Below are 5,569 nucleotides of genomic sequence, written 5' to 3'. Positions count from 1 at the left end.
CAGAAGCGAACCGTCGAGGACACTTGGCGCCACATCGGCCACCTCGTCGAAACAATCGAACCCGGCGAATGCAAGAACTACTTCGCAAACGCCGGGTACGCTTCCATCAAAACGTGAAAGACTCTAAAGCGTGTCGCGATTTAAAGGATTCAGGATTCCCGTTGGTTTGAGTTCGTGATTCATTGCGGTTGAAAGGAGACCGCGATGGGCAAGCCGCTACCGCTTGAGTTGCGTAGGCGTGTTGCTGCGTATGTCGATGAGGGACATGGCCACCGCGAGGCTGCACGCCATTTCCGCGTTTCGCCTCGCTTCGTGAACAATCTGATCAAGCTGCGCAAGCAGACCGGTTTGCTTGAAGCGCGCCGGCAGGGGCATGTGGGAGGCGGGAAGCTTGAGCCGCATGCCGCGTTTGTCCGCTTGCGGTTGGCCGAGCTCGGCGAGCTGACGCTGGATGAGCTTTGCGTCGAGTTGGAGGGGCGTGGGGTGAGCGTGCACCGCTCCAATGTCGGGCGCCTGCTCCAACGCCTGGGGCTCAGTCATAAAAAAACTCTACTGGCCAGCGAGCAGCAGCGGGCCGACGTGCGCCAGGCGCGTGAATTGTGGACCGGGCGGAGAAAGCGCTTCTTCAACAAGGCTTTGCCGCGGCTGATCTTCATCGATGAGACGTCGACCAACACCAAGCTGACCAAACGCACCGGCTGGGCGCCGAGGGGCGAGCGCTTCAGGACGCATGCGCCATTCGGCAAATGGCAGACGCAAACCTTCATCGCCGGACTGCGATGCCACGGTCTTGTCGCGCCGTGGGTCGTCAACGCGCCGATGAACGCCGCCATCTTCGAACACTACGTCGAAACGCAACTCGCTCCCGAACTGTCGCCCGGCGATGTCGTCATTCTCGACAATGTCGGCTTCCACAAGAACGAGCGCGCCGCACAACTGGTTCGCAAAAGGGGCGCCTGGCTCCTGTTCCTGCCGCCATACTCGCCCGATCTCAACCCGATCGAGATGGCCTACTCAAAACTCAAGGCGCGGCTGCGAAAAAAGGCGGCCAGAACCTTTGATGCCCTCTGCGAGGCTCTCGGCGATATCTGCAACCTGTTCGAGCCAGCCGAATGCAGAAACTTCTTCAAAGCTGCCGGATATGAGGCCAATTAATCGCGACACGCTCTAGCCCAAGGGGTCGATGATCGCGATCGCATCGACCTCTATCAGGTAGCCAGGAGACATCACCGCTATCCCGACCACTACGTTTGCTGGCTTGTGATCCCCGAACAGCTCGATCTGGGCCTGTTCGATGATCGGCACGTGTTCGTCGCGTTTGTAGTCTACGATGTAAATCGTGATCTTGCAGACGTGCTCAGGCCGGGCGCCGGTGGCAGCAAGCGCGCGGCCAAGGTTCCCGAACGCCAGGCGCGCCTGGACTGCGAAATCACCATGGCCAACGAGCTTGCCGTGTATATCTTCCGGCTGTTGGCCCGAGACGAACACCAGCTTGCTTCCTGTCGCGATGACGACCTGGCTGTAGATTTCCGGCACCGGCAGATCACTGGGATTTATGCATTCGAGCGGCATTGATAGGTCTCCTGCTATGACTGACGGGAACCAGCTGCTTTGCGCAGATCAAAATACGGGGTCTGTTTGCGGATCTACAACATTGTCGCCGGAGCGGGCGCTCCGTCATAATCTCACTTATACAACCGCAAGCGTCGTATCTGAGCACCGCGGCGCACTGAACCGCCCAGGGTTGGTCAGAGGCTCCAAGGGTCAAGTTAGGCTGCCATGCGCTCCGCGTCGAGCATGGCGTAATATCTTCGGCTTGGGCAGGCCAAGCAGGCGGCGGTGGTTGAACCAATCCGGCCACCACATCAGATACAAAAAGGCCCGCACGAGGCGGGCTTTTTTGATTTGGTTGCGGGGACAGGATTTGAACCTGTGACCTTCAGGTTATGAGCCTGACGAGCTACCGGGCTGCTCCACCCCGCGTCAACCTTACAAGTAAGCCTGGGCTTACTGGATTAAAAGGGCCGCCAAATGAAAGGGCCGCTTGCGCGGCCCGAGCTCCCGTTTGGCGGGCCTATCGTAAAAGAGAAGATTCCACTCCATCCGATTTCTGGATGTGAGTTCAACGTGCGTTTGGCAGACCTGGCAGCGACCTACTCTCCCGCGTCTTGAGACGAAGTACCATCAGCGCTGGAGCGTTTCACGGCCGAGTTCGGAATGGGATCGGGTGCAGCCGCTCCGCCATAACCACCAGGTCGGCAAAACGCACGTTGTTCGAGAAGCTTTTTGAGCGAATAGCGATGAGGGAGTAGCGAATAGGGAAGTCCCTACTCTTGCTCTCTCGGAGCTGTTCGCTGGTCTTTGTGTGCCTTGGACGTTCTTTGATCTTGGCGCCTTTCGAAGCGAAGCTTCGCAAGGTCGACCGACCGTCGGCGCTGATGCGCCGCACCCACGTAGCGCCGCCCGCAGGGCGGAACAAGCGTGAGTGAGAACAAACCATTCGACTTTGTCGAATGAGCATAAGGAATGAGAACGATCAAGCCGATCGAACTATTAGTACCGGTAAGCTTCAAGCGTTGCCGCTCTTCCACACCCGGCCTATCAACGTGGTCGTCTTCCACGGTTCTCAGGGAATACTCGTTTTAAGGTGGGTTTCCCGCTTAGATGCCTTCAGCGGTTATCCCGTCCGGATATAGCTACCCTGCTATGCGGCTGGCGCCACAACAGGTCCACCAGAGATCCGTCCATCCCGGTCCTCTCGTACTAGGGACAGATCCTTTCAATATTCCTACACCCACGGCAGATAGGGACCGAACTGTCTCACGACGTTCTGAACCCAACTCACGTACCGCTTTAAATGGCGAACAGCCATACCCTTGGGACCTGCTCCAGCCCCAGGATGCGATGAGTCGACATCGAGGTGCCAAACAACCCCGTCGATATGGACTCTTGGGGGTCATCAGCCTGTTATCCCCGGCGTACCTTTTATCCGTTGAGCGATGGCCCTTCCACGCGGGACCACCGGATCACTATGACCGACTTTCGTCTCTGCTCGACTTGTCAGTCTCGCAGTCAGGCAGGCTTATGCCATTGCACTCAGCGAACGATTTCCGACCGTTCTGAGCCCACCATCGCGCGCCTCCGTTACTCTTTAGGAGGCGACCGCCCCAGTCAAACTACCCACCATACATTGTCCCGGACCCGGATAACGGGCCGCGGTTAGACATCCATAGTAATAAGGGTGGTATTTCAAGGGTGGCTCCACCTGAGCTGGCGCCCAGGTTTCAAAGCCTACCACCTATCCTACACATGCCACTACGAATGCCAATGTAAAGCTATAGTAAAGGTGCACGGGGTCTTTCCGTCTAACCGCAGGAACCCCGCATCTTCACGGGGAATTCAATTTCACTGAGTCTATGCTGGAGACAGCGGGGAAGTCGTTACGCCATTCGTGCAGGTCGGAACTTACCCGACAAGGAATTTCGCTACCTTAGGACCGTTATAGTTACGGCCGCCGTTTACTGGGGCTTCGATTCAGAGCTTGCACCCCTCCTCTTAACCTTCCAGCACCGGGCAGGCGTCAGACCCTATACGTCGTCTTGCGACTTCGCAGAGCCCTGTGTTTTTGATAAACAGTCGCTACCCCCTGGTCTGTGCCACCCTCCTCTACTTGCGTAGAAAAGGGTCACGCTTCTTCCGAAGTTACGCGTGCAATTTGCCGAGTTCCTTCAGCATAGTTCTCTCAAGCGCCTTGGTATACTCTACCTGACCACCAGTGTCGGTTTCGGGTACGGTTTATAAGGAGGAGCTATTTCCTGGAACCGCTCCGCTGCCCGTTCAATCCGATAAGATTGGACAACTTGTGCGATCCGTCACTACCTCCAAGCCCACGAATATTAACGTGGTTCCCATCGACTACGCGTTTCCGCCTCGTCTTAGGGGCCGGCTAACCCTGCTCAGATTAGCTTTAAGCAGGAACCCTTGGTCTTTCGGCGGGGGAGTCTCTCACTCCCCTTACGTTACTCATGTCAGCATTCGCACTTCTGATACCTCCACCACCCCTCACGGGTATGGCTTCATCAGCTTACAGAACGCTCCGCTACCGCTTGGCCCTTGCGGACCAAACCCTAAGCTTCGGTGTATGGCTTTAGCCCCGTTACATTTTCGGCGCAAAGACCCTTATTTAGACCAGTGAGCTGTTACGCTTTCTTTAAATGATGGCTGCTTCTAAGCCAACATCCTGGTTGTTTTGGGATCCTCACATCCTTTCCCACTTAGCCATAACTTGGGGACCTTAGCTGTAGGTCAGGGTTGTTTCCCTTTTCACGACGGACGTTAGCACCCGCCGTGTGTCTGCCGACTAGTACTCCCAGGTATTCGGAGTTTGGTTAGGTTTGGTAATCCGGTGAGGACCCCTAGCCCATCCAGTGCTCTACCCCCTGGGGTATTCGGTCGACGCTCTACCTAAATAGATTTCGCGGAGAACCAGCTATTTCCGAGTTTGATTGGCCTTTCACCCCTAGCCACAAGTCATCCCGAACTATTGCAACAGTTATGGGTTCGGTCCTCCAGTAAGTGTTACCTTACCTTCAACCTGCTCATGGCTAGATCACTCGGTTTCGGGTCTAATGCGACGAACTGAACGCCCTGTTCAGACTCGCTTTCGCTGCGCCTACACCTATCGGTTTAAGCTTGCTCGTCACACTAAGTCGCTGACCCATTATACAAAAGGTACGTGGTGACCCTTGCGGGCTCCCACTGTTTGTAGGCAATCGGTTTCAGGTACTCTTTCACTCCCCTTGTCGGGGTGCTTTTCACCTTTCCCTCACGGTACTAGTTCGCTATCGGTCATGCACGAGTACTTAGGCTTGGAAGGTGGTCCTCCCAATTTCAGACAGGATTTCACGTGTCCCGCCTTACTCGAGGACGATTGATCGCATTACGCGTACGGGGCTGTCACCCACTATGGCCCTACTTTCCAGAAGGTTCCGCTTGTCTCTCAATCGCCACTGGCCTGGTCCGGGTTCGCTCGCCACTACTTCCGGAGTCTCGGTTGATGTCCTTTCCTACGGGTACTTAGATGTTTCAGTTCCCCGCGTTCGCCACTTTATCCCTATGTATTCAGGATAAGTTACCTATTATCGATACTTGGAAACCACAGCAGCAAGTCGGCGCGATCTCAAAGAGATCGTCGCTTAACGCTCAATCCTTTTGGGATTTTGCGTCACCCTGCAGCTCTGATTTTCCAAGTACCTTAGGTGGGTTTCCCCATTCGGAAATCTACGGATCAAAGGGTATTCGCACCTCCCCGTAGCTTATCGCAGCGTATCACGTCCTTCATCGCCTGTGCATGCCAAGGCATCCACCAATTGCCCTTAAGACACTTGATCGTTCTCATTGCCAATGCCCACCTGCGCGTTCCCGAGGGAACGACGCGTAAGCCAAATCCTGTGCGGGATTCGACTTGATGTCATTGGCACAAAAAGACCAGCTTCTCGAGATCGGTTCGAGGGCGCGGTTAGGCAAACCCATCATATGCGGGAGATTGAGCGTCTCCCGCGACAAATCA

The 5,569-nt window shown here is 55.7% G+C and carries 2 protein-coding genes, 1 tRNA gene, 2 rRNA genes and 1 pseudogene; 2 read left to right on the top strand and 4 right to left on the bottom strand.

Annotation, left to right across the window (positions count from 1 at the left end; genetic code table 11):
* Both H0241_RS33325 and H0241_RS33320 read left to right on the top strand, forming a co-directional pair.
* A pseudogene (locus tag H0241_RS33325) lies at positions 1–117 on the top strand (IS630 family transposase); the annotation flags it as partial.
* Between the two features lie 87 nt (positions 118–204).
* A complete protein-coding gene (locus tag H0241_RS33320; RefSeq protein WP_181061971.1) occupies positions 205–1,155 on the top strand; it encodes an IS630 family transposase in 951 nt (316 codons plus the stop codon).
* 12 nt (positions 1,156–1,167) lie between these two features.
* Here the strand turns inward: H0241_RS33320 and H0241_RS33315 are convergent, their stop codons facing one another.
* The 4 genes from H0241_RS33315 to H0241_RS33300 all read right to left on the bottom strand — a co-directional run bounded on the left by H0241_RS33315 (position 1,168) and on the right by H0241_RS33300 (position 5,390).
* Positions 1,168–1,572, bottom strand: a complete 405-nt coding sequence (locus H0241_RS33315; RefSeq protein ID WP_181061970.1) for a RidA family protein — start codon at positions 1,570–1,572, stop codon at positions 1,168–1,170.
* 334 nt (positions 1,573–1,906) lie between these two features.
* Positions 1,907–1,983, bottom strand: a tRNA-Met gene (locus tag H0241_RS33310).
* Positions 1,984–2,140: 157 nt separating this feature from the next.
* Positions 2,141–2,255, bottom strand: a 5S ribosomal RNA gene (gene rrf / locus H0241_RS33305).
* A gap of 277 nt (positions 2,256–2,532) precedes the next feature.
* Positions 2,533–5,390, bottom strand: a 23S ribosomal RNA gene (locus H0241_RS33300).
* Positions 5,391–5,569 lie beyond the last annotated feature (179 nt).

The sequence above is a fragment of the Mesorhizobium neociceri genome, from assembly GCF_013520985.1.
Taxonomy (GTDB): domain Bacteria; phylum Pseudomonadota; class Alphaproteobacteria; order Rhizobiales; family Rhizobiaceae; genus Mesorhizobium; species Mesorhizobium neociceri.
Note: the sequence above shows the minus strand (reverse complement) of the source record. Positions and strands in the feature narration are given on the sequence as shown.